At 73.1% G+C, this 22,882-nt stretch carries 19 protein-coding genes and 1 tRNA gene; 12 read left to right on the top strand and 8 right to left on the bottom strand.

Annotated features, from left to right (window positions below; all coding sequences use genetic code 11):
* The 7 genes from ACZ7RU_RS19755 (at position 1) to ACZ7RU_RS19725 (ending at position 9,614) form a co-directional block, all read left to right on the top strand.
* On the top strand, positions 1-2,709 hold the full coding sequence (locus ACZ7RU_RS19755; RefSeq protein WP_470342218.1) for a serine/threonine-protein kinase: 2,709 nt from the start codon (positions 1-3) through the stop codon (positions 2,707-2,709).
* Positions 2,710-2,712: 3 nt separating this feature from the next.
* Entirely contained in the window at positions 2,713-4,032 is a 1,320-nt protein-coding gene (locus tag ACZ7RU_RS19750; RefSeq protein ID WP_470342217.1) for a protein phosphatase 2C domain-containing protein, read from the top strand.
* Between the two features lie 119 nt (positions 4,033-4,151).
* Positions 4,152-5,507, top strand: a complete 1,356-nt coding sequence (locus tag ACZ7RU_RS19745; RefSeq protein WP_470342216.1) for a vWA domain-containing protein — start codon at positions 4,152-4,154, stop codon at positions 5,505-5,507.
* A gap of 73 nt (positions 5,508-5,580) precedes the next feature.
* Positions 5,581-6,861, top strand: a complete 1,281-nt coding sequence (locus tag ACZ7RU_RS19740) for an FHA domain-containing protein (protein WP_470342215.1) — start codon at positions 5,581-5,583, stop codon at positions 6,859-6,861.
* 198 nt (positions 6,862-7,059) lie between these two features.
* Positions 7,060-7,977: an ABC transporter ATP-binding protein gene (locus ACZ7RU_RS19735; RefSeq protein WP_470342214.1), complete on the top strand. Its 918-nt coding sequence runs from the start codon at positions 7,060-7,062 to the stop codon at positions 7,975-7,977.
* Entirely contained in the window at positions 7,974-9,113 is a 1,140-nt protein-coding gene (locus tag ACZ7RU_RS19730) for an ABC transporter permease (RefSeq protein WP_470342213.1), read from the top strand. The genes ACZ7RU_RS19735 and ACZ7RU_RS19730 overlap by 4 nt, the downstream gene beginning before the upstream one ends.
* A 96-nt stretch (positions 9,114-9,209) precedes the next feature.
* Complete coding sequence (locus tag ACZ7RU_RS19725) at positions 9,210-9,614, top strand: globin (protein WP_470342212.1); 405 nt, start codon at positions 9,210-9,212, stop codon at positions 9,612-9,614.
* Between the two features lie 24 nt (positions 9,615-9,638).
* Here ACZ7RU_RS19725 and ACZ7RU_RS19720 read toward each other — a convergent pair whose 3' ends face one another.
* The 5 genes from ACZ7RU_RS19720 to ACZ7RU_RS19700 all read right to left on the bottom strand — a co-directional run bounded on the left by ACZ7RU_RS19720 (position 9,639) and on the right by ACZ7RU_RS19700 (position 15,221).
* A complete protein-coding gene (locus tag ACZ7RU_RS19720) occupies positions 9,639-10,331 on the bottom strand; it encodes a DUF8010 domain-containing protein (protein WP_470342211.1) in 693 nt (230 codons plus the stop codon).
* A gap of 29 nt (positions 10,332-10,360) precedes the next feature.
* On the bottom strand, positions 10,361-10,804 hold the full coding sequence (locus ACZ7RU_RS19715; protein WP_470342210.1) for an acyl-CoA thioesterase: 444 nt from the start codon (positions 10,802-10,804) through the stop codon (positions 10,361-10,363).
* Positions 10,805-10,931: 127 nt separating this feature from the next.
* Positions 10,932-12,596: an energy-dependent translational throttle protein EttA gene (gene ettA / locus ACZ7RU_RS19710; protein WP_470342209.1), complete on the bottom strand. Its 1,665-nt coding sequence runs from the start codon at positions 12,594-12,596 to the stop codon at positions 10,932-10,934.
* 264 nt (positions 12,597-12,860) lie between these two features.
* Positions 12,861-14,294: a Cys-Gln thioester bond-forming surface protein gene (locus ACZ7RU_RS19705; RefSeq protein ID WP_470342208.1), complete on the bottom strand. Its 1,434-nt coding sequence runs from the start codon at positions 14,292-14,294 to the stop codon at positions 12,861-12,863.
* Positions 14,295-14,648: 354 nt separating this feature from the next.
* Positions 14,649-15,221, bottom strand: a complete 573-nt coding sequence (locus ACZ7RU_RS19700) for a single-stranded DNA-binding protein (RefSeq protein WP_470342207.1) — start codon at positions 15,219-15,221, stop codon at positions 14,649-14,651.
* A gap of 666 nt (positions 15,222-15,887) precedes the next feature.
* Between ACZ7RU_RS19700 and ACZ7RU_RS19695 the strand changes: the two genes are divergently transcribed.
* Positions 15,888-15,963: transfer RNA gene (locus tag ACZ7RU_RS19695), tRNA-Arg, on the top strand.
* 185 nt (positions 15,964-16,148) lie between these two features.
* Here ACZ7RU_RS19695 and ACZ7RU_RS19690 read toward each other — a convergent pair.
* Entirely contained in the window at positions 16,149-16,757 is a 609-nt protein-coding gene (locus ACZ7RU_RS19690) for a TetR/AcrR family transcriptional regulator (protein WP_470342206.1), read from the bottom strand.
* 75 nt (positions 16,758-16,832) lie between these two features.
* Between ACZ7RU_RS19690 and ACZ7RU_RS19685 the strand changes: the two genes are divergently transcribed.
* On the top strand, positions 16,833-17,381 hold the full coding sequence (locus tag ACZ7RU_RS19685) for a GNAT family N-acetyltransferase (RefSeq protein WP_470342205.1): 549 nt from the start codon (positions 16,833-16,835) through the stop codon (positions 17,379-17,381).
* A 78-nt stretch (positions 17,382-17,459) separates the two neighbouring features.
* Here ACZ7RU_RS19685 and ACZ7RU_RS19680 read toward each other — a convergent pair whose 3' ends face one another.
* Entirely contained in the window at positions 17,460-18,962 is a 1,503-nt protein-coding gene (locus ACZ7RU_RS19680) for an MFS transporter (protein ID WP_470342204.1), read from the bottom strand.
* A 153-nt stretch (positions 18,963-19,115) separates the two neighbouring features.
* Here ACZ7RU_RS19680 and ACZ7RU_RS19675 point away from each other — a divergent pair, with 153 nt between their 5' ends.
* Positions 19,116-19,799, top strand: a complete 684-nt coding sequence (locus ACZ7RU_RS19675; RefSeq protein WP_470342203.1) for a TetR family transcriptional regulator — start codon at positions 19,116-19,118, stop codon at positions 19,797-19,799.
* Between the two features lie 35 nt (positions 19,800-19,834).
* Entirely contained in the window at positions 19,835-20,644 is an 810-nt protein-coding gene (locus tag ACZ7RU_RS19670; RefSeq protein WP_470342202.1) for an enoyl-CoA hydratase/isomerase family protein, read from the top strand.
* A gap of 184 nt (positions 20,645-20,828) precedes the next feature.
* Here ACZ7RU_RS19670 and ACZ7RU_RS19665 read toward each other — a convergent pair whose 3' ends face one another.
* Positions 20,829-22,055: an acyl-CoA dehydrogenase family protein gene (locus ACZ7RU_RS19665; RefSeq protein WP_470342201.1), complete on the bottom strand. Its 1,227-nt coding sequence runs from the start codon at positions 22,053-22,055 to the stop codon at positions 20,829-20,831.
* A gap of 145 nt (positions 22,056-22,200) precedes the next feature.
* Here ACZ7RU_RS19665 and ACZ7RU_RS19660 point away from each other — a divergent pair, with 145 nt between their 5' ends.
* Positions 22,201-22,824 carry a TetR/AcrR family transcriptional regulator gene (locus tag ACZ7RU_RS19660; RefSeq protein ID WP_470342200.1) on the top strand — a complete coding sequence of 208 codons (624 nt, stop codon included), beginning with the start codon at positions 22,201-22,203 and terminating at the stop codon, positions 22,822-22,824.
* The last annotated feature ends 58 nt before the right edge of the window (positions 22,825-22,882 follow it).

The following is a 22,882-nucleotide window of genomic DNA, read 5'->3' as shown; positions in this document are numbered from 1 at the left end:
ATGGGCGGCACGTGCGAACGGCCGGAGTGCTCCGGCAGCGGCAGGATCGACGCCGACGGCTACTGCGACGAGTGCGGGCTCGCCCCGGCGGGGCGGACCGGCGCGACGCCCCGGGCGGTCGGGACCGCCGCGCCGCCCCCCGCGTCCGGGGCGTCCGGAGCACCCCAGGCGTCCGGAGCACCCCAGGCGTCCGGGACGTCCGGCTCACCGGCGACGGCGGCCGGCCCCGGTTCGCCCTGCCCGCGCGACTGCTCCGGCACCATCGACCCGGACGGCTACTGCGACGAGTGCGGCCTGACTCCGCCCGCCGGCGACACCGGCGCCACCCAGCCCCACGTCCCCTCCGCCCGGGTCTCCCCCGGCTCCGGCCGCAGCGGCTCGGCCCGCTCGATGTCGGCCCGCACCGGCTCGGCCCGCTCGATGTCCGGCCGCTCCCGCTCGCACCGCTCCACCCGTACCGGCAGCGGCCGCTCGCTCTCGGTCCGCTCCACCCGGGGCGGCGTCAGCGCGGGCACCCGCAGCCGGCTGGGCGCCGGCCTGGTCACCGTGCCGACCGTCGAGGCGGCCGACCCGGCCCGGGCGGTGCTGGTCGACCCCGAGGTGCCCGAGCGCAAGCGGTTCTGCTCCAAGTGCGACGCCCCGGTGGGCCGGGAGAAGAACGGCCGCCCCGGCCGCCCGGACGGCTTCTGCACCAAGTGCGGCACGCCGTACTCGTTCACGCCCAAGCTGCGCCGCGGCGACCTGGTCGGCGGGCAGTACGAGGTGGTGGGCTGCCTGGCGCACGGCGGGCTCGGCTGGATCTACCTCGCGGTGGACCGGCGGGTCAACGACAAGTGGGTGGTGCTCAAGGGCCTGCTGGACACCGGCGACGAGGACGCGCTCGCGGTGGCCGTCGCCGAGCGGCGCTTCCTGGCCGAGGTGGACCACCCGAACATCGTCCGGATCATCAACTTCGCGGAGCACCCGGACCTGCGCACCGGCTCCACCGACGGCTACATCGTGATGGAGTACGTCGGCGGGAAGTCGCTCAAGGACATCGCCAACGAGCGCCGCACCCAGGACGGCCGGCGCGAGCCGCTGCCGGTCGAGCAGGCGATCGCGTACGCGCTGGAGGCGCTGCCCGCCCTGGGCTACCTGCACGGCCGGGGCCTGGTCTACTGCGACTTCAAGATCGACAACGTGATACAGAGCGGCGACGCGCTCAAGATCATAGACATGGGCGCGGTCCGCCGGCTCGACGACGACGGCCCGATCTACGGCACCATCGGCTACCAGGCACCGGAGATCGCCACCGACGGCCCCTCCGTCGCCTCCGACCTGTACACCGTGGCCCGCACCCTCGCGGTGCTCACCTTCGACTTCCAGGGCTACAGCGGCACCTACCGCGACTCGCTGCCGGGCCCCGAGCAGGTCGAGGTCTTCGCCCGGTACGAGTCGTACTACCGCTTCCTGGTCCGCGCCACCGACCCGGACCCGGCCCGCCGCTTCGCCTCCGCCGAGGAGATGGCCGACCAGCTCACCGGTGTGCTGCGCGAGGTCCTGGCCCTCCAGGACGACCGGCCCCGGCCCGCGCCCTCCACCCTGTTCGGGCCCGAACTGCGCGTCGTGGACACCGAGTTGGTGCTGCCCACCGAGCAGCCCGGGCAGCTGAGGGTGGCCCCGCTGGACCCGGCCGCCGCCGCCCTCGCGCTGCCCGTCCCCCGAGTCGACCCCGGCGACCCCAACGCCGGGTTCCTGGCCGTCCTGGTCACCCCAGACCCCGAGGAGACCCTCGCCGCACTGGCCGCCGCACCCGCCGTCTCGCTGGAGAGCCGGCTGCGCGAGCTGCGCGCCCTGCTCGAACTCGGCCGCCACGACGAGGCCGTGAGCCGCCTCGCCGAGCTGGAGCGGGACCAGCCGGACGACTGGCGGGTGGTCTGGTACCGCGGCCTGACCGCCCTGGTCGGCGGCTCGCCCCGAGCCGAAGGGAGCGCCGGCGCCGAAAGCGAGGAGCGAGGAAGCGACGAAGGAGCGCGGGAGCGACGACCGTCGGCGCCGGGTCAGGAGCGTCCGGAGGCGAGCGGGCGGGTCAGTGCCCTGCGCGCCTCCCGCCTGCGGGTCGCCGCCGAGGCCTTCGACGCGGTCTACGACGCCTTCCCCGGCGAGGCCGCCCCCAAGCTGGCCCTCGCCGTCTGCGCCGAACTGCTCGGCGACGGCGGCGACGCGGCCGAGTTCTACCGGCTGGTGTGGGCCACCGACCACGCCTACCTGAGCGCCGCCTTCGGGCTGGCCCGGGTCCGGCTGGCCGAGGAGGACCGGACCGGCGCGGTCCGCGTCCTGGAGACCGTCCCGGCCACCTCCAGCCAGTACACCGCCGCCCGGATCGCCGCCGTCCGGGCCCGGCTGCGCGAGCGCCGGCCCACCGACGACCTGGCCGCCGACCTCGGCGCGAGCTCCGCGCAGCTGACCGCGCTGCGGCTGGACGCCCGCCGCCGCGAGGAGCTCGCCGTCGAGGTGCTCGACGCGGCCCTCGGCTGGGTCGGCGCCGAGGCGGCCGCCGGCCGGCGGGCCACCGACCTGGTGGTACTGGGACGTCCCGCACAGGAGCGGGAACTGCGCTTCGCCCTGGAACAGTCCTACCGGGTACTCGCCCGGTTGGCCGACCGGGCGGAGACCAGGATCGAGATGGTGGAACGGGCCAACCGTGCCCGTCCCAGGACGTGGGTGTAGCAGATGCCGCAGCAGACCGAGTGCCCGAGCTGTTCGGAGCCGATGGACCCGGAGGACGCCTACTGCGGCTCCTGCGGGACCGGCCGGGACGGCCGGGCGGCCCCCGGCTCGATGCCGACCAGCTGGGCCGCCGCGCGCGGCGAGGCCGTACCGTCGCCGCGCGGTCCGGTCTGCGTGCACTGCGGGCAGCCGCAGGTCGCCGCGGACGGCTACTGCGAGGGCTGCGGCGGCGCCCAGCCGCGCCCGCGCGACCACATGGAGAAGTCGCTCGGCGGCGTCGCCGGGGTCAGCGACCGCGGCGTGCGCCACCACCGCAACGAGGACTCCTTCACCGTCGCCGCGACCTCGCTGCCCGGCGGCGATCCGGTCGTGGTCGCCGTGGTGTGCGACGGCGTCTCCTCCTCCGACCGCCCGGACGAGGCCTCGGAGACCGCCGTGGACGCCGCCTCCGAATCGCTGCTGACCGCCCTGGAGGCCGGCCGGGACACCAACCAGGCGATGCGCCAGGCCATCGCCGACGCCGCCAAGGCGGTCGCCGACCTCGCCACCGACGGCGCCGGCCCCACCCGGCCCGACCTCAACGCGCCCGCCTGCACCTACGTCAGCGCGATAGCCGCGGGCGGACGGGTCACCATCGGGTGGGTCGGCGACACCCGGGCGTACTGGATCCCGGACGACCGCGCCGCCGCCGAACCGTTCCGGCTCACCCAGGACGACTCCTGGGCGGCCCGGATGGTCGAGGCCGGGCTGATGGGCGAGGCGGAGGCCTACGCCGATCCGCGCGCGCACGCGATCACCGGCTGGCTCGGCGCCGACGCCGAGGAGGTCGTGCCGCACACCCTCGACTTCACCCCGCACGTCCCCGGGGTGGTGCTGATCTGCACCGACGGGCTGTGGAACTACGCCGAGGCGGCCACCGACCTGGCGTACTACGTGCGCCCGGACGCCCGCACCGAGCCGCTCGCCACGGCGCAGACCCTGGTGAAGTTCGCGGTCGCGGCCGGCGGCCACGACAACATCACCGTCGCCGTGCTGCCGATCGACCCGCCGGCCGCCGCCGTGGCGGAGGCCGAGCAGAGCCCGACCGCGCTGGACCTGCCGGTGATCGTCCCCCGGCCCGCCGGTCCGCCGGCCGCGGAGGACGACGACGCCTACGAGCCGACCCTGCCGGACATCCCGGTGATCGGCTCCCCCGCCGCCCCGCTGCCCCCGGCCCCGCCCGCGCCCCCGGCCCCGCCCGTCCCGCCGACCGTCCCCGGGACTCCCGCCCCGCCCGCCGTACCGCCCGTCCCGCCGCAGCCGCCGCACCCGCCGACGGCCTGACCGACCACCCGCCGGACGCTCCGGCGCCACGGCCCGCCGGCCCGTCCGGCGGGCCGCCCCACCGTCCTGAGCACGTCCTGAGCACGTCCACCCCTCACCCGACGGGAGCCGACCGCCCCATGGCAACACTGGCGAAGCCGAACCTGCCCAGGTTCGACGTGGAGATCTTCCAGAACGAGTACCTGGCGGACGGCGCCCGCGAGGTCAACGCCATCGTCACCGTCACCGCGACCGGCGGCGGCACCTCCGGCGGCCGGCCGCTCGGCTTCGCCGACGCCACCCCGGCGGGCTCCGGCACCGAGGCGGCCGTGGTCATCCTGGTGGACTGCTCGGGCTCGATGGACTACCCCAAGAGCAAGATCAACGGCGCCCGCGAGGCCACCGCCGCCGCCATCGACGCGCTGCGCGACGGCACCGCCTTCGCCGTGGTCGCCGGCACCCACGAGGCCCGCGACATCTACCCCGGCGACGGCACCCTCGCCACCGCCTCGGCCGCCACCCGCGAGCAGGCCAAGGAGTCGCTGCGCCGGCTCACCGCGGCCGGCGGCACCGCGATGGGCACCTGGCTGGCCAAGGCCGACACGCTCTTCCTCACCCGCCGCGACATCGCCATCCGGCACGCCCTCCTGCTCACCGACGGCAACAACGAGCACGAGTCGGCCGAGGACCTGGCCCGCACCATCGAGCGGGTGACCGGCCACTTCACCGCCGACTGCCGCGGTGTGGGCACCGACTGGCGGATCGACGAGCTGCGCCGGATCTCCTCGGCGCTGCTCGGCACCACCGACATCGTCGCCGAGCCCTCCGGCCTGGCCGAGGACTTCCGCTCGATGATGGCCGGCGCGATGGGCAAGCAGGTCGCCGACGTCGCGCTGCGGATCTGGACCCCGGCCAACGCCACGGTCAGGTTCGTCAAGCAGGTGGCCCCCGCGGTCGAGGACCTGACCTCCCGGCGCACCGAGGCCGGCCCCCGGGCCGGCGACTACCCCACCGGCTCCTGGGGCGACGAGAGCCGCGACTACCACGTCTGCGTCGAGGTGCCGGCCGCCTCGGTCGGCAACGAGATGCTGGCCGCCCGGGTCAGCCTGGTGCTGCCCCAGCAGGTCGCCGGCGGCACCCCCGAGGTGCTCACCCAGGGCCTGGTCAAGGCGGTCTGGACCGACGACCTGGCCTCCTCCACCCGGATCAGCCCGCAGGTCGCCCACTACACCGGCCAGGCCGAGCTCGCCTCCTCCATCCAGGAGGGCCTGGAGGCCCACCGGGCCGGGGACGTCGACCGCGCGACCGCCAAGCTGGGCGCCGCCGTCCGGATCGCCCACGCGACCGGGAACGAGGGCACCTACAAGCTGCTCCAGAAGGTGGTGGACGTGGTGGACCCGAAGGAGGGTACGGTTCGGTTCCGTAAGAACGTGAGCGAGGCCGACTCGATGACCCTTGAGACCCGGTCGACCAAGACGGTACGTGTGAAGAAGTGACCGCTGAAGACGTGACCGGGCCGGCGCCCCGGCGCGACGCCGCACCGAGCCGGCCGGAAACGAGGGGGACCTGATGCCGATCTGCCCGAGGGGCCACGAGTCGCAGGCCGAGGACTGGTGCGACTTCTGCGGCTTCCCGATGACTCCGCCGGCCCCCGCACCGGGGGCTCACGGCGGCTACCCGGGGGCGCCCGGGGCCGACCCCGCGCCCGGCGCGCACTCCGGATACCCGGGGCACGGCGGCGCCTCCTTCGGCGCGCCCCCGCCCCCGCCGCCGATGCCGCCGGGGGCCGTCCCGCCGCCCGGGGCGCCCCTGCCGCCCCCGGGCACGGTGCCCCCGCCGCCGCACGGCGCCATGCCCCCGCACGGGGCCGTCCCGCCGCAGGCCGGACCGCAGGGCCTCACCGCGGGCCTGGCCGTCTGCCCGATCTGCCGCAGCCCGCAGACCGGACGGTTCTGCGAGGAGTGCGGCTACGACTACGAGCTCTCCACGCCCTCGCGCCGCCAGGTGCCCGGCGCCGGCCACTCCTCGCCCGGCCACACCCCGCCCGGCCCCGCCCAGCAGCCGCCGCTGAACATCCCGGCGTCGTACGGCGGCACCCCGCCGCAGGACCCGTCCAGCCAGCCCCCGTACGGGCAGCCGCCGTACGGGCAGCAGCCGGGCGCCCAACAGGCCGTCGCCCCGCCCGTACCGCAGCAGCCGCAGGCCCCGGCGCACCAGCACACCTACGGCTACCCGCCCGCCCAGCCCGCCGGCGGGCCCTCGGGACCCGCGCCGGAGGGCGCCTTCCCCGACAGCTCGGTGCGCGAGGACTCCGGCCCGGTGTACGCCCAGCCGGCCGGCCCCGGTCCGAACAGCCGCGGCGGCGACTTCGGCACCTCCTTCCACCTGGCCCCGCCGCAGCACCAGCAGCCCCAGGAACCCGCCGCGGCCGAGCCGGTGCGGACCACCTGGATCGCCGTGGTCTCGGCCGACCGGGACTACTTCACCGAGATGATGGCCCGCAGCGGCCCCGAGGCGGCCGGCCTGTTCTTCCCGCCGTACTGCCCCGAGCGCCGGATCCCGCTGACCGGCCGCGGCCAGCTGCGGATCGGACGGCGCAGCCAGCACCGGGGCACGGTGCCGGAGATCGACCTGTCCGTCCCGCCGGAGGACCCGGGCGCCTCGCACCAGCACGCGCTGCTCGCCGAACAGGCGGACGGCAGCTGGGTGCTGGTGGACCAGGACTCGACCAACGGCACCACCATGAACGGCGGCGCGGAGCCGGTCACCCCGCACACCGCGGTGCCGCTGAACGACGGCGACCGGATCCACATCGGCGCCTGGACCACCATCACCGTGCACCGGGGCTGAGCCCCCGTCGGCTGAAACAGCGTCCGCTGAAAGCCCGTCGGAGGATTTTCCGAGGGTACGTCAGCGACAAATCCGGCCGGGCCGGGCGGAATTCGACATCCGCCCGGCCCGGCTTTGTTTCCCCGTTCCTCAAAATATGCGCAAATTCGCCGGCTCCGACGTGCGCAGGAGGCTTCACAACCCCTAGGCTCAGCGCACATGACTGCTGCTATATCCGCTGACGGCATCCGCCAGCGGTACGGGGATGTGCAGGCTGTCGACGGGGTGTCCTTCACCGTCGAAGCCGGCGAGTTCTACGGGATCCTGGGCCCCAACGGTGCCGGGAAGACCACCACGATGGAGATCCTGGAAGGCGTTCGGAAGCCGGACGAGGGCCGGATCCAGCTGCTGGGCATGGAGCCCTGGCCGCGCAATCCGGAACTGCTGCCGCGAATCGGCGTGCAGTTCCAGGCGACCGCTTTCTTCCGTAAACTGACGGCCCGGGAGACCATCCGCACCTTCGCGTCGTTCTACGGGGTCGGCCCCAAGCGGGCCGACGCGATGCTGGAGCGGGTCGGCCTCTCCGACAAGGCCGAGACCCACACCGACAAGATGTCCGGCGGCCAGGCCCAGCGCCTGTCGATCGCCTGCGCACTGGCCCACGACCCGGAGCTCGTCTTCCTGGACGAACCCACCACCGGCCTGGACCCGCAGTCCCGACGCAACCTCTGGGACCTCCTGCGGGACATCAACGCCGAGGGCCGCACGGTCGTGCTGACCACGCACTACCTGGACGAGGCCGAGGTGCTCTGCGACCGGGTCTCGATCATGGACCACGGCAGGATCCTCCACACCGGCGCCCCGGCGGCGCTGATCCGCGAGATCGACGACACCGTCCGGATCAGCGTGGCCTCCGGCCAGCTCCCGCTCGACCGGGCCCGGGAACTGCTCGCCGCGGCCGGCGCGGACATCGCCACCCTGGAGGACGACACCGTGTCGCTCTCCGTCTCCACCCGCCTCCCGGCCCCGGTGCTCAGCGTCCTGGCCGAGCAGAACGCGCTGCGCGGCCTGGAAGTGCGCGGCGCCACCCTGGAGGACGTCTTCCTCCAGCTGACCGGACGGGAGTTCCGCGCATGACCACCTCCACCCCCACCGAGCCGCAGGCCCCCGCCCGGCGCGGCGGCGGCCCGGCCACCGGCGAGCGGGAGCGGGTCAGCGCGTTCTGGAGCCTGTCCCGCGCCATGCTGCTCGGGATGAAGCGCGACCGCACCGCGACCTTCTTCATCCTGCTGTTCCCGCTGGTGTTCCTGGTGTTCTTCGGCGCCGTGACCAAGGGCTCCGGCAGCCCGCACGCCAAGGTGGCGCAGGTCGGCGCGGTGAAGCTGTTCGACTCGATCCAGGGCGAGGACCGGGCCGGGCTGGACAAGGTCCTCACCATCACGAAGACCGACGACGAGGCCGCCACGCTGGAGAAGGTCCGCAAGGGCGACTACGACGCGCTGATCAAGCAGGGCCCGGACGGCAAGGTCGAGCTGCGCTTCACCGCCGCCGACCAGGTCCGCGCCGGCGCGCTCCAGGGCATCCTCAACTCGGTCGTCCAGAGTGCCAACCAGGCGGCCACCGGCCAGAAGCCGGCCTTCGTGCTGGACTCCCAGCAGGTCGAGGACAAGTCGCTCAAGCCGATCCAGTTCCTCACCCCCGGCCTGCTCGGCTGGGCCATCGCCACCGGCGCGGTGTTCGGCGCGGCGCTGACGCTGGTCAACTGGCGCAAGACCAAGGTGCTGCGCCGGCTGCGGCTGGCCCCGATCAGCGCCGGAACCGTGGTCAGCTCCCGGATCCTGGTCTCGCTGCTGACCGCGTTCCTGCAGACCGCCGTCTTCCTGGTGGTCGCGACCAGCTTCTTCGGGCTCAAGCTCACCGGGAACTGGTGGCTGGTCATCCCGCTGGTGGCCTGCGCGACGCTCGCCTTCATGTCGATCGGCCTGCTGGCCGGCTCGGTCGCCAAGACCGAGGAGGCCGCCAACGGCATCTCGCAGATCATCGTGCTGCCGATGTCCTTCCTGTCCGGCTCGTTCTTCCCGATGGACGGCGCCCCGGACTGGCTGCGGGCCGTCTCCAAGGTCATGCCGCTGCACTACCTGGTCGACTCCGCCCAGTCGGTGCTCACCCGCGGCGGCGGCGTCATGGACGCCGTGCCGACCATGGGCGGCCTGCTGCTCTTCGCGGCCGTGCTGACCGGCATCTCCTGGAAGCTGTTCCGCTGGGAGGACTGACCCTCCTCGCCGCCGACCCGCACTGACCGGTCCCGACGGGGTCGTACGCCTTTGGTCCCGGTGTACGACCCCGTCGGCGTCTGCGACCATGGTCGGGTGAGAGAGATCCGGCGAGGCACGTTGAGCGAGGAGACCTTCTACGACCAGGTCGGCGGTGAGCCGACCTTCCGGCGGCTGGCCCACCGGTTCTACGAAGGCATCGCCGAGGACGAGTTGCTGCGGCCGATGTACCCCGAGGAGGACCTCGGGCCGGCCGAGGAGCGGATGGCCCTCTTCCTGATGCAGTACTGGGGCGGCCCGCGCACCTACAGCGAACGGCGCGGCCACCCGCGACTGCGGATGCGGCACGCGCCGTTCAAGGTCGACAAGGCCGCGCACGACGCCTGGCTCACCCACATGCGGGCGGCCGTGGCGAGCCTGGAGCTGCCGGCCGAGCACGAACAGCAGCTGCTCGAGTACCTGACCTACGCCGCCGCCTCGATGATCAACACCCCGGGCTGAGCCCTCGCCGGGCCCCCGGCGTGGTCACCGGACCGGGCTGAGCCCCAGCCCCGCACCCGGCGCGGCCGTGGTGCGCACCGCCACCGATCCCGCCGGGGCGCTCAACCGCAGCCAGCCGCCCGCCCGGTGCACGGTCAGCGGGGCGCCGGGCTTCAGGAAGCCGATCACGTACGCGGCGTGCGGCGCCCGCAGCGGCAGCTCGGGCAGCACGGTGACCGGACGGGACCAGATCTCGTCGGCCAGCGCGTCCAGCACCGCGCGGGTCCGGTGGTGCGCCGGGACGGCCTCGCTGCGCTCGCGGAACTCCCGTACCCCGGCCATGAGTTCGGGGTACACCTCGGCCACCGGCGGGGCGCCGACCGGCCGCCAGCCGGTGCGCGGCGGCAGCAGCCCGGCCCACGCCGGGCCGGTCACCGGCGCGGGCAGCGCGACGGCGCCCGCCTCGGCGTCCACGCCGTCCAGCAGCCGGCCCGCCGAGACGGTCAGGTCCACCGGCTCGTCCAGGCCGTCCAGCCGCACGGTGCGGATCGCCAGCGCGCCCGAACCGCCCAGCGGCAGCCGTCCGAAGACCGCCAGCACACCGTCCCCCTCGCCCGGGCCCACCGCCTGGAGCCGGACGGCCGCCGCCCGGTCGAAGCGCAGCAGGCGCAGCAGGAAGGCGGAGAGGTCGGCGGCCTCCCCGGTGTCGGTCAGGGCGAGACGGGCGGTGATGGTCACAGCGGTTCAGTCCGAATCGTCAGGTGGGGTCAGACGGTGGCGACTACCGGTTCTTCGTCCATGAAGCGGCCGAGGAACTCCCGCTCCACCGGCGAGATCCGGCGCGGCCGGCCCTCGGCCAGGTCGTAGGGGACGACCACGGTGGACGCCCGGACGTACACGATGTCGTCGCCGTCCTCGGCGACGTCCTTGATCTCGTACGAGACGGTCAGCGAGGCGCCGCCGATCTTCGTCACCCACGTCTCGACGGTGACCGGCTCGGGCCGGTGCACCAGCGGGCGCTTGTAGTCGATCTCGTGGCGGGCCACCACCGAGCCGCCCGCGAACTCCCCGGCACCGGCCGCGGCGGCCTGGGTGAACATGAAGTCGATCCGGGCCTCCTCCAGGTAGCGCAGGAAGACCACGTTGTTGACGTGCCCGAAGGCGTCCATGTCGGACCAGCGCAGCGGGCAGGCGTAGATGTGGCGAGCCACGGGAGTTCTCCTCGGTGTCCGGTCGCCCGCCGCCGCGCGCCGCCGGTGCGGCGGGCGGTGGCGACGGGCCGCGGCCCGGCAGGCCGCCCCGGAGGGCAGTCTGCCGGGCCGTGGTGACGGCTGGATGTCAGCCTCGGGTCAGCTTCTTGTAGGTGGCCCGGTGCGGACGGGCGGCGTCGGCGCCGAGCCGCTCGATCTTGTTCTTCTCGTACGACTCGAAGTTGCCCTCGAACCAGAACCACTTGCTCTCGCCCTCGTAGGCGAGGATGTGGGTGGCCACCCGGTCCAGGAACCAGCGGTCGTGGGAGATGACCACGGCGCAGCCGGGGAACTCCAGCAGGGCGTTCTCCAGCGAGGAGAGCGTCTCGACGTCGAGGTCGTTGGTGGGCTCGTCGAGGAGCAGCAGGTTGCCGCCCTGCTTGAGGGTGAGCGCCAGGTTCAGGCGGTTGCGCTCACCACCGGAGAGCACGCCGGCCGGCTTCTGCTGGTCCGGGCCCTTGAAGCCGAAGGCCGACACGTAGGCGCGGGACGGCATCTCGACCTGGCCGACGTTGATCCAGTCCAGACCGTCGGAGACGACCTCCCAGAGGGTCTTCTTCGGGTCGATGTTGGAGCGGGTCTGGTCGACGTAGCTGATCTTGACGGTCTCGCCGACCTTGACCGTGCCGCTGTCCGGGGTCTCCAGGTCCTGGAGCATCTTGAACAGGGTGGTCTTGCCGGCGCCGTTCGGGCCGATGATGCCGACGATGCCGTTGCGCGGCAGGGTGAAGCTCAGGTCGTCGATCAGGACCTTCTCACCGAAGGCCTTGTTGAGGTTCTCGACCTCGATGACGACGCTGCCCAGACGCGGGCCCGGCGGGATCTGGATCTCCTCGAAGTCCAGCTTCCGCATCTTGTCCGCCTCGGCCGCCATCTCCTCGTAGCGGGCCAGACGGGCCTTGGACTTCGCCTGGCGGCCCTTGGCGTTGGAGCGGACCCACTCCAGCTCCTCCTTGAGCCGCTTGGCGCGCTTGGCGTCCTTCTGGCCCTCGACCTTGAGACGCGACTGCTTGGTCTCCAGGTAGGTGGAGTAGTTGCCCTCGTACGGGTAGGCGCGGCCGCGGTCGAGCTCCAGGATCCACTCGGCGACGTTGTCCAGGAAGTACCGGTCGTGGGTGACGGCCACGACGGTGCCCTTGTACTTCTCCAGGTGCTGCTCCAGCCAGTTCACCGACTCGGCGTCCAGGTGGTTGGTGGGCTCGTCGAGCAGCAGCAGGTCGGGGGCCTCCAGCAGCAGCTTGCAGAGCGCGACGCGGCGCTTCTCGCCACCGGAGAGCTTGGTGACCGGCCAGTCGCCGGGCGGGCAGCCCAGGGCGTCCATGGCCTGCTCCAGCTGGGCGTCCAGGTCCCAGGCCTCGGCGTGGTCCAGGTCCTCCTGGAGCTTGCCCATCTCGTCCAGCAGGGCGTCCGAGTAGTCGGTCGCCATCAGCTCGGCGATCTCGTTGAAGCGGTTGAGCTTCCCCTTGATCTCCTTGACGCCGTCCTCGACGTTCTCCAGAACGGTCTTGGACTCGTCCAGCGGCGGCTCCTGGAGCAGCATGCCGACGGTGAAGCCCGGCGAGAGGAAGGCGTCGCCGTTGGAGGGGTGCTCCAGGCCGGCCATCATCTTCAGCACGGTGGACTTACCGGCGCCGTTGGGGCCCACGACGCCGATCTTCGCTCCGGGGAGGAAGCTGAGCGTCACGTCGTCAAGGATGACCTTGTCTCCGTGAGCCTTGCGCACCTTGCGCATCGTGTAGATGTATTCCGCCACGTGAGATCGCTCCGGCGTCGTCGGGAGTATTCGGCTTGCAGCCTTCCATTGTGCCGCACCCGGCCCGGAGCCCCGAATCGCCCAGGTGACCCCGCGGGGGTATCCGGCACCGCCCCCGCCCGCCCGGCCCCGTCCTCACCGCCCCGGTGCCGGAAACGCGCCGGCCCGGCTCCCCGCAGCGGGTGCGGGGAGCCGGGCCGGTCGGCCGTGCTCAGGGCGTGGGGAGGTCACCGCCTCCCGGCCCGGTCGGGCGGTTCAGTCGGTTCAGGCGGTGCTGCGACCGTGGCGGCCGCGGCGGCGCAGGACGAAGACGGCGGCGCCACCGGCCACGACCAGGCCACCGGCGACGGCGGCGAGGATCGGGGTGGAGTCATTGGCACCGGTCTGGGCCAGGCCGCCGGTGCCCGGGGCGGCGCTGGTGGTCGCCGGGGCCGGCTGGCCGGCACCGCTGCTGGGGGTGCTCGACGGCGCCGCGGTCGGGGTGCCGGACGGCTTGCCGGTCGCGGCCGGGGTGGACGGGGCCGGGGTCGGGGTCACGCCGACCTTGCAGTCCAGGGTGCCCGTGAACTGCTTGGAGTAGCCGTTCGGACCGGACACGGTGATGTCGTAGCGGGACTTCTCCTCGACCTTGACGACGACGCTCTCGGTCTTGCCCGGCTGGACGGCGACCTGCTGCTTGCCGACCGTGACGGTGGCGGCCTCGTCACCGGTGTTGGTGACGGACACCCGCACGCCGCCGGCGGCGCACTCCTCCTTGGCGGTGCTGTCGATCAGCGCGCCCTTGCCCTGCTTCCAGGTGGCCTTGGCGCCGGCCGCGACGTTCACCTTGGTGGAGCTGGCCAGGATCATGGTCTGGCTGTGGCGGCCGCGGGAGTCCACGTCGCTCATGAAGACCCGGCCGCCGAGCACGTTGGCCTCGGCGGTGGCGTTGATGGCGGCCTTGCCGTCCGGGGTGCCGGCCGGCACGTCCAGGAACAGCGGGGTGTCCTTGCCGATCGGGCCGGCCAGGCTTCCGTTGACCGGCTTGTTGTCCTTGTCCAGCAGCTTGACCTTGTCCGCGGCGTCGCCGGTGACGGTCAGCTTGACCTCGTTGGCGCTGGTGTTCAGCAGGAACGGGCCGAGCTTGCCGCCCGACTTCCCGGAGACCGAGTCCGGCGAGAGGGTCAGCGAAGGCTTCGGCTCGGCCGCGACACCCTTGTTGGCGTCGCCGACGAGGTACTCGCGCAGCTTCTTGGCCTTGTCGTTGCGCGGGATCGCGTTCTTGTTGTCCGAGAACTTCCAGATCGCGGCCTGGGTGCCGGCGGCGGCGTCCGCCTCGCTCAGCCCGTCGACGTGGATGGCCGTGGCCAGGGACGCCAGGCTCGCCTGCGGGTACGAGTTGTCCAGGATCCAGCGGATCTTGGGGGCGTTCGCGTTGCTGTTGAGCGAGCTCGAAGCCCAGTCCGCCTCGTGGTACTTGGCGTTGCTGTCCAGGTAGACCGGGTTGTCGAAGTCGATGCAGTACGTCCGGAGCTTCTCGCCGGCGCTCGTCTTGAGGGTGAACAGCCCGCCGTCGACGGTCCGGTTGTCGACCTCGATCTTCTCGCCGAGCATCTCGTTCTGGACTTCCGCGGTCACGCCCGAGCTCGGGGTGCCGGCCGCAGCCGCCGCACCGGCCGCGAACAGGCCACCGCCCAGTGCCAAACTGGTCGTGAGCATGACAGTGGTTATCCGGGACAGACTCCGCCCCTGCCTCTGGAACATCTGGGATCCCTCCGGGCCAGGCCGCACCGAGTGGGCGGCCCGCCGACTTGCCGTTCCCGCGCATGCCCCCTGTGGCGCTGCTGCGGGTATGAACCAGACGAATCCTATTGAGCCCCGGAGGCCCCGAAACCCCCATGCGAAATCAGGACGATTCCGTATCTGGATCGTTATCAATCCCCGCAAGTCCCACACAAGCTGACGGGCGGGCAGAAACCCGCTGCCGTATTCGGTTATCCGGTCGGATTGCACATGCGGGTGCAACGGCCTTCTCGATCAACATATTTGTCGACAGAGAAGGTGACCGACCTGTCAGAAGGTAGCCTCCACGGCGTCACCCCCTCGCGCCTTCCCGGCCACCTCGGCCGACTCCCCCGCGACCGTCACCGGCGAGACCGGGGCCGCCGCCGCGGCCGCCCCGGAGCCCCTGCGCGCCTCCACGGCGCTGACGATCCACTCCGGCACCGCCTCGCCCCCCGCGTCCACCGCCGCCGGCCCGGCGCCGCCCGGCGGCTGGCCGCGCACCCCGGCCGCCCAACGGAACGCCGTGGTACCACGGGTGAGGTCGTGTCCGACCGATCGGGCGTCGATCTCGGCCCGGCTCCGCCTCACCTCGCCCTCCATCCACTCGCGCACCCGCAGCCGGCCGCTCACCAGCACCGGATCGCCCTTGGCCAGCGAGCCGATCAGATTGACCGCCAGCGCCCGCCAGGCCGTCACCGTCAGCCACTGCGTCTCGCCGTCCACCCAGCACTCGCGCTGCCGGTCGTACCGCCGCTCGGTGCAGCCGAGCCGGAAGTTGGCCATCGGCACCCCGCCGCTGGTTTCGCCGTAGCTCACCTCCGTCGCCACATTGCCGATCACCGTCACGTGCGTCTCGCTCACGGCACACTCTCCGTTCTCGCCGATGCACCGTACGGAATCGACGGTGCGCCTTGAGCGTGCACCCCGAAGGAAATCCCGACCATCGAGATCCGAAATCCTGTGGATAACTCGGGCCTGTGCAACTCTTGTCACTCGCAGGGGTGAATTTCGGCCTTCCACCAGCACTTCGAGCCCCATTTTTTCGCGGCCATGACAACAAAGCCGCTGCTCGCCGCCCCGCCGGCGCATCCCCGAACCCACCCCCGAACCACCGCCGAACGCGCCCCGGAACGCGCCCCGACGGCCGTCCGCGCACGTCACCCCACCGGCGCAACCGCGATTACGGCCCCCCACCCGCGCCATCGGCGGCACATTCTCCGTGCCGAATCCATAACGGGTGAGGAGGCAGCCCCGTAACGACTGCACAACGTCCGGCGCGGAACACTCCCAGACCGCTGCACTCGCGACCTTCACCTGCGATTATCGGACCGCTCCACCGAACCGACACACCAACGGCGGTGTCGTCACACCCGGCCGGGGAACCGGTCACCCTTATCCTGTCCCCGACAGGGCGAGGGCCCACCACCCCCACCCCCACCCTCAGGTACGGGGCCGGACAGCGCGCGCCCCGGCGCCCGTCAGCCCGATCCCGGCCACGGTCGCGCCCGCCAGGGCGCCGCCCGTTCCGCCCCCATAGCTCAGCGGATAGAGCACCCGCCTTCTAAGCGGTAGGTCGCAGGTTCGAATCCTGCTGGGGGCACCACCCGGCGATTCCCGCAGGCCGCCGCGCCGACGGACACTTTCCGTGTCCGATTCGGGCCACTCGGTCGTCCCGTACACCGACCGCCTCGCGCCTCGCGCGGAACGAGCCGAATTCCGGCCGGGGCGGCCCGCTCCGGCCCACTCCGACTCGCGCCGCCTCGTACCGCTCGTACCGCCTCCCGCCGGCTAACCCGCCAGCCCGGCCAGATAGGCGTCCAGCAACTCCGTCTGCCGCTCCGCCGGGAACTCCTCCGGGGCGAACAGCGCCTGCACCACCAGACCCAGCACGAAGGCCTGCGCGCCCGCCGCGAGCGCGGCCGGGTCGGCCTGCGCCGGGAGCTCGCCCAGCCGCTGGGCGTCCGCGACGTGCGCCGTGAGCGCCGTGCGCGAGCGCGCGTAGCGGCCCGCGTGCGCGGCCGCCAGCTCCGGGTCGGCCAGGGCGTGGTCCCAGGAGCCGACCCAGATCCGGTTGTCGGCCGCGCTCTCGCCGTCCAGCGGCAACACGTCCAGCAGCGACGCCCGCACCCGGGCCAGCCCGGCCGGCGGCGGGCTGCCGTCGGCGGGGGCGGTGCGCCGGGGCCGGGCCAGCGAGCGCCGGTCCAGCTCCTCCAGGGCATGGCTGAGCAGCGCCCGCTTGTTCGGGAAGTAGTGCGTCAACATCCCGGTCGAGGCGCCCAGTTCGGCGGCCACCGCGCGCAGGGTCAGCCCCTCGAAGCCCCGGGTGGAGAGCACCCGCCACACCCCCTCGGAAACCTCCGAGCGGCGGGCGTCATGGTCTCCACGGGCCGGTGTCATGGGGGCTATCGTACATACCAAACGTTTGTTATGAATGGTCCAGCCAACCTCAGCACCCCCCGTGAAAGGCCGCCCGTGTTTGCCGTACCGCTCACCGAGAACGCCGAACTGCGCCCGCTGGAGCCCTGGCAGGCCCCCGAGTTCCTGACCCACCTCGACCGCGCCCGCGCCCACACCGACCCGTGGATCCCCTGGGCCACCTTCTCGGTCGACCTGGACTCCGCCCGCGCCACCCTCCAGCGCTACGCCGACGGCCTGGCCGCCGACCAGAAGCGGATCTACGGCATCTGGCTGGACGGCACGCCGGTCGGCGGCGTGATGTTCGTCAGCTTCGACGCCCGGACCGGTGTCTGCGAGATCGGCGCCTGGACCGAACCCGCCGGCGAGGGCCACGGGCTGATCACCCGCGCCGTCAGGCAGCTGCTCGACTACGCCTTCGTCACCCGCGGCATGCACCGCGCCGAGTGGTGGTGCTCCTCCGTCAACGCCCGCAGCCGGGCGGTCGCCGAGCGGCTCGGCATGACCCGCGACGGCGTGCTGCGCGAGTGGTACCCGTACAACGGGGTCCGCTACGACAAGGAGATCTGGGCCATCCTGGCCTCCGAGTGGACCGGCCAGGCCTGAACCCGTACGGAACGGCGGGGCCCGGTGGACTCCCCTGTGGTCCACCGGGCCCCGCCGTTCCGCATCCCGTGCCGCGGCTCAGGCCGCGAGCACCGGCCGCTCCTCCTCGGAGCGCTGCTCCGCCGCGCCCCCGGCCGTCCGCAGCCGCAGCGCGAGCAGCAGCGCCAGCCCCAGCACCCCGCCGGCCGACAGGAACACCACGTCCACCGCGTCCGTGAAGCTGCCCAGCGCGTGCTCGCGGGCCGCGCCGGTGAGCGTCCGGACCGCCCCGAGCGTCCGCCCGGGCTCGCCCGCCGCGTAGACCCGGGCCAGCACGGTGCCGAACACCGCCGCGCCGAGAGCGCTGCCGAGGGTCTGGAAGAAGCGCACCCCGGTGGTCGCGACGCCGAGCTGGTGGGCGGGCGCCGCGTCCTGCACCAGCATGATCAGCTGGCCGATCAGCTGGCCGAGACCGCAGCCCAGCAGGGCGAGTTCGGCCATCACCAGCCAGAGCGCGGTGGCCGGCCCGCCGAGGCCGAGCAGCAGGAGGGCGAGCGCCGCGACACCGGCGCCGGTCACCAGGAAGGTCTGCGGCGCGTGGCCGCGGGCGGTCAGCTTGCCGACCAGCAGGCCGACCGCGGTCATCCCGGCCGCCATCGGGATCAGGTACAGGCTCGCCGAGGTCGGCGCGACGCCCCGGGCGATCTGCAGGTACATCATCACGTACATGATCGAGCCGGTCATGGCGACCCCGACCAGGCCCTGGATCGCGAAGCCCAGTCGCACCGCGCGGATCCGGAACAGCGACAGCGGCAGCACCGGCTCGGCGGCGGTGGCCTGGCGCCACAGGAAGAGGGCGAGCGACAGCAGGGCGGCGGCGGCGAGCCCGAGGATCTCCGGGGAGGTCCAGGCGTAGTCCTTGCCTCCCCACTCGGTGACCAGCAGCAGCGTGGTGGCGAAGGCGGCGGCGAGCGCCGCGCCGAGGAAGTCAAGGCCGCGCCGACCGGCCGAGGCCGGCAGCTTCAGCACCAGGGCGGCACCGACGACGACCAGCAGGCCGAGCGGCAGGTTGACGTAGAAGATCCAGCGCCAGCTGAGGTGGTCGGTGAACAGCGCTCCGATCAGCGGGCCGATCGCCATGCCGAGCCCGGCGACGATGCCGCCGACCGCCCCGCCCTTGCCGCCGCCCTCCTCCTCCGGGCCCTTGAGGTGGGCCATCACCACCATGGTGACGCTCATCAGCCCGCCGCCGCCGATGCCCTGGACGGCCCGGAAGGCGATCAGCTGGTCCATCGACTGGGCGGCCCCGCACAGCCCCGAGCCGAGCAGGAAGGTGCCGACGGCCCCGAGCAGCACGCGCTTGGCTCCGTACAGGTCGCAGAGCTTGCCGTACAGCGGGAGCAACGCGGTGGCTGCCAGGGCGAAGGCGCTGACCAGCCAGGGCAGCCGGTCGACGCCGTGGACGGGGTCGAGCTCACGGACGATCGGCACGCTGGCCGCCGACACGATGTTCATGTCGAGCACCGCCAGCACGATCGTGACCAGGCAGATCAGCATGCCCAGCTTGCGCTGGGCCGGTGTCATCAGGGCAGCGAGTGCCATCGTCAAGTACCCCCGGGATCGGTGGAGTTCGGTCCGGACCGGGGCGGTCCGGCGGGAACGGCACCACCATGACAGGCTTTTTGGACTCGGTCAATCCTTCATCCGAGCCAATGTTTCCGCCAAGTCAATATTTGAGCCTGGTACAGTACCCCTATGGCGACCCACTCCGGCTTGGACCACGGCTTCGACCTCGACGCGCTTCCGCTTCGCGAGCGCAAGAAGATCCAGACCGGCATCCGGCTCTGGCGCACCGCCGTCGGACTGTTCGCGGAGCGGGGCTTCAACGAGGTCTCGGTGGCCGAGATCGCGGCCGCCGCCGAGGTGTCCAAGATGACCGTCTTCAACTACTTCCCCACCAAGGAAGACCTGGTCCTGGGCCCGATGGAGCAGCACCTCGACGAGCCGGCCCGGGTGGTGCGCGAGCGCGCCCCGGGCACGTCGGCGGTGGGCGCGCTGCGCGAGCACTTCCTGGCCGCCCTGGAGCGCTTCGACCCCTCCACCGGGCTGAGCGACGACCAGGTCGTCCTCGACGTGGTCCGGGTGATCCACGAGACCCCGGTGCTGCTGATGCGCGCCTCCGCCGGCTTCGACCAGAAGGCACAGACCCTGCTGACCGCCGAACTGCTCGCGCAGGACCCGGCCCACGACGAACTCACCGCCAGGATCGCCGCCGCCCAACTGCTGGCCGCCCAGCTGGCCCTGACCGGCGAGAACCAGCGCCGGATGCTCGCCGGCGAACGCGCCGCCGACGCCCTGCCCGCCGCACTGGAGGAGGCCCGCCGCGCCTTCACCCTGGTCGAACACGGACTCGGCGGCTACTGCACCCGAGCCGCCTGAGAGAGTTGCCGCACCACGACCGACCGGAGGTGCGCATGGACCAGCCGCTGCTCACGCGGGACCGCTCAGCCCTGCCCGCGCAGGCCGAGGGCCTCCACGCGTACGTCGGCGAGGACGGCGTCGCGGTCCTGGAGTTCGCCCGCCCGCACCGCCGCAACGCGGTGACCCTGGCGATCTGGCAGGCGCTGCCCGAGGTGCTGAAGCAGCTGGCCGGCCACGAGGGCGTGCGCGTCCTGCTGCTCACCGGCGCCGGCAACACCTTCAGCGCGGGTGCGGACATCGCCGAACTCTCCGAGGTGTACGGCGATCCGGACCGCGCGGAGGCCTACCACGCGACCAACGTCGCCGCCGAGGAGGCGCTGGCCGCCTTCCCGCACCCGACCCTCGCCGTGGTGCACGGCGCCTGCGTCGGCGGCGGCTGCCAACTGGCCGTCGCCTGCGACCTGCGGTTCGTCGCCGAGGACGCCCGGCTCGGGATCACCCCGGCCAAGCTCGGCGTGGTCTACTCGGCCGTGCCGACCGTACGGCTGGCCCGGCTGGTCGGCCCGGCCCGGGCCAAGTACCTGCTGTTCTCCGGCGAGTTGGTGACCGGCCGGGACGCCCTACCGCTGGGCCTGGCCGAACGGGTCCTGCCGGACGCCGAACTGGACGCCGCCGCGCTCGACTTCGCCCGGCTGCTGACCCGGCGCTCCACCCACACCATCGGCGCGGCCAAGGCCGTGCTGGACGCTCCGGCCGAGCGGGCCGGCGAGGTCCTGGCGCCCTGGCTGCTCCGCTCCCGGGAGGGCTCCGACGTCCGCGAGGGCCTGGCCGCCTTCCTGGAGGGCCGCCCCGCCCGCTTCTGAGCGCCCGCCCGAAACCTGTCCGCCCGAAACCCGTCCACCCCTTCACGCCCCCGGAGCACCCGCCCCGATGACCACCGAGGCCGCGGCCGCGCCCGCCCCCCGCCTCCCGCACACCGCGGTGGCCGCCGGCGCGGTGGTGGGCGCGCTCACCGCCGGGCTCACCTTCCGGCCTGCCTGGTAGCGGTCAGCGGATCGGCACCCCCGAGATCGCCCGGGCGATCACCAGCCGCTGGATCTCGCTGGTCCCCTCGAAGATCGAGTAGATGGCGCTGTCCCGGTGCATCCGCTCCACCGGGTACTCCCGGGTGAAGCCGTTGCCGCCGAGGATCTGCATCGCCTGCGCGGTCACGTACTTGGCCGTCTCGCCCGCGTACAGCTTGGACATCGAGCCCTCGGCCGCGGTGAACGGCTGGTTGTTGACCGCCATCCAGGAGGCCCGCCACACCAGCAGCCGGGCCGCGTCGATCCGGGTCCTCATGTCGGCGAGCTGGAAGGCCACGCCCTGGTTGTCGATGATCGGCCGGCCGAACTGCTCCCTGGTCCTGGCGTAGTCCAGCGCCACCTCGTACGCGGCCCGGGCGATGCCGATCGCCTGCGCGCCGACGGCCGGGCGGGAGGCCTCGAAGGTGGCCATCGCCGCGTTGCCCCGGCCGCCCGGGCGCTTGACGCCCTCGCGGGCCCGGGCGAGGCGCTCGTCCAACTTCTCCTTGCCGCCGAGCAGGCAGCTGCCCGGCACCCGGACGCCGTCCAGCACCACCTCGGCGGTGTGCGAGGCGCGGATGCCGTGCTTCTTGAACTTCTGGCCCTGGCTCAGCCCCGGGGTGCCGGGCGGGACGACGAAGGAGGCCTGGCCCTTGGCGCCGAGCTCCGGGTCGACGGTGGCGACCACCACGTGGACGGCGGCGATCCCGCCGTTGGTGGCCCAGGTCTTGGTGCCGTCGAGCACCCACTCGTCCTTGGCCTGGTCGTAGACCGCCCGGGTGCGCAGCGCCGAGACGTCGGAGCCGGCGTCCGGCTCGGAGGAGCAGAAGGCGGCCACCTTGACGTCCTCGGGGGTGCCGAACATCTGCGGGGTCCAGGTGCCGATCTGCTCGTCGGTGCCGTTGGCCAGCACCGCGACGGCGGCCAGGGTGGTGCCGACGATGGACAGTCCGATGCCCGCGTCGCCCCAGAAGAGCTCCTCCATGGCGATCGGGATGCCGACGCCGGAGGGGTCGAAGTACTGCTGGGCGTAGAAGTCCAGCGAGTAGATGCCGAGCTTGGCGGCCTCCTGGATGACCGGCCAGGGGGTCTCCTCGCGCTCGTCCCACTCGGCCGCTGCGGGCCGCATCACGTCGGCGGCGAAGCCGTGCAGCCAGTCGCGTACGGCGAGCTGGTCCGCGCCCGGGTCCAGTGAGAACGTGCTGCTCATGGTGCTTGCCTCCGAAGACGTGTGCGTCCGACCCGCGGCCGACCGGGGTGTTACCTCGGGTAACATCGTCGGAGTCTGCTACTGATTGGTAACCGGTGTCAACGCCCAGGCAGACCCCGTCGAACCCGATCCCGAGGAGCAGCGCATGTCCCGAGAGCCCCGCCGCGAGCAACTGCTCAACGCCGCCGACCGGGTCATCCAGCGCGAGGGGCCGGGCGCCAGCATGAACGCCATCGCCGCCGAGGCCGGCATCACCAAGCCGATCCTCTACCGCCACTTCGGCGACCGGAACGGCCTGATCAGAGCCCTGACCGAGCGCCACACCGGCGGACTGCTGGCCGCCGTCCGGGCCGCCCTCGCCGAACCGCTGGAGCGCCGCGACCGGGTCGAGCACGTGCTGGACACCTACCTCGCCGGGATCGAGGCCCGCCCCCAGGTCTACCGGCTGCTCACCCACCCGGAGCCGGGCGACCCGAGCGGCGCGGGCAACGCGCTCGCCCCCGCGCTCAGGCAGATCGCCGAGGAGATCACCCGGGCCGTGCAGAGCCAGGTCGACCTCGGCGCCGACCGCGACCTGCTCGCCGAGGCCTGGGGCCGGGGCATCACCGGCATGGTGCTGGCCGCCGGGGACTGGTGGCTGGAGGCCAGGCCCTGCTCGCGCACCCGGATGGTGCAGGCGCTGGCCGACCTGCTCTGGGGCCGACTGGCCGCCGCCGCGGAGCTGCCGACCGCCGTCCTGCCGACCGCACCCGAACCGTCCACCGACTGAGCCGCCGGCCCGCCGTCGGCCGAACCGCCGACCGCCCGCCGGCCGAACCGTTCGCCGA

It is taken from the genome of Kitasatospora sp. NPDC114501 (assembly GCF_055633695.1).
The sequence above is the reverse complement of the archived record's forward strand: the minus strand, read 5'-3'. Positions and strand labels throughout refer to the sequence as shown.